Annotated in this window: 1 protein-coding gene; it reads left to right on the top strand. The window is 39.4% G+C overall.

The window, feature by feature from the left end:
• Nucleotides 1-1,120: IS110 family transposase (locus tag ACTND6_RS10955; protein WP_441024275.1), on the top strand; the 1,120-nt coding region annotated here is incomplete at its 5' end.
• Nucleotides 1,121-1,648 lie beyond the last annotated feature (528 nt).

The following is a 1,648-nucleotide window of genomic DNA, read 5'->3' as shown; positions in this document are numbered from 1 at the left end:
TGCAGAAGGATTTAAGACGTTCAAATACTGGGCAGTTAATATCATGAAAACAAATGGTCTTGAAAAGATTATCGTTGGTATGGAACCGACTTCCATATATTGGGAAGCTTTGGCTACATATTGTAAAGATAATGGAATGATTCTTGTACATGTAAATCCTGCAGCTGTTCATAAGTCAAAGGAATTAGACGATAATGATCCATCAAAGAATGATAGAAAAGATCCTAAAGTAATCGCAGATCTTGTGACAGATGGAAGGTATTCATTTCCATACATGCCAGAAGAAGAATATGCCCAACTGAGAGAACTTTCCAATCTGAAGATACGTACACAGGAAAGTCTTACACAGTGCAAAAACAGACTGGCACGATGGTATTCACGTTACTTCCCGGAATTTAAGGAAGCGTACAAGAATGTGGTTTCCAAGACAGCGATGATAATCATGGATATGTATCCATTACCTGAAGACATCGTAACGTTAGGTGTTGAAGGAATATTGCAGATCTGGAGAAACAAGAAAGTACGTGCAGCTGGAGAAAGCAGAGCTAAGAAGCTGTATGAAGCGGCTAAGAACAGCATTGGCAGAAAGGAAGCTGCAGCAGCAGCCAGACTTGAATTTCAATCTATAAAAGAAGATCTGGATCGCTATCAGGAAAGGCTGGAAGCGATAGACAAAGAAGTAGATGAGATTCTGCCTAAGATTAAGAATGCAGATAAACTGTTTGAAATCAAGGGTGTTGGTAAAGCCACGGTATTAACATTTCTTTCTGAAGTTGGAGAAATAAGCAGATTTGATAACCCTAAAGAAATACAGAAACTTGCAGGATATGCAATAGTGACGAATGAGTCCTGTAAGCATCAGGGAGAAAAACGAATCAGCTACAGAGGAAGGAAAAGACTTCGCTGGGCATTGTATCAAACTGCATTGTCAGTGATTGGAAAGAATGAAGAGTTCAGACAGATCCACCAGTACTACACAACAAGGAAGAAGAACCCATTAAAGGGTATTCAGTCAGTGGTGGCAGTGGCATGCAAGATGATACGCATATTCTATAAAATACTGACAGATGGAGTCAGTTATGACGGAACAAAAATGACACAGGACATTGTCCGTGTATAGAAAGAATCAAACAGAGCAATCAACAAATTCGTCATAGACAGATTCAGTTGCCTGAAGAGGTAGACATCTGAATCTGTCTATGACAAAGAAGCATAGATGGAGAAGCACCGGAGAGTAAGGTATGAACGTCCGCTGAAAATGCGATACCAGACTTCAAAGATGCAGATTCAAAAATCGACAAAGTATGAGCCGGTAGCCGATAGATATTTATACCATAGGGCAAAGACCCTGCCGAGGAGCTTAATCGGCACCCAGATTATGGATATGTGGAACGAAGGAAGTTAGGACCTCAGTAAGAGTGATCCTGGTAGACACGGGAGGTGCACAGCTATAACGATGAGGGCATTACAGTAAGGCCATTTATAAATGAAACGTGACGTTTTGTTTTAAAAGTACCTGAAATGATGCAAAGTTGTTATAATTCAGCACATTGATGCAAGAAATATCCGTAATCTATTGGCTTATATCAAAATATGTACTTAAAAAATAGCTTATTTAAGCTAAAAAACATTTGACTTATTAGGGAGG

The sequence above is a fragment of the Bulleidia sp. HCP3S3_C9 genome (assembly GCF_052064035.1).
Taxonomy (GTDB): Bacteria; Bacillota_I; Bacilli_A; order Erysipelotrichales; family Erysipelotrichaceae; genus Bulleidia.
Note: the sequence above shows the minus strand (reverse complement) of the source record. Positions and strands in the feature narration are given on the sequence as shown.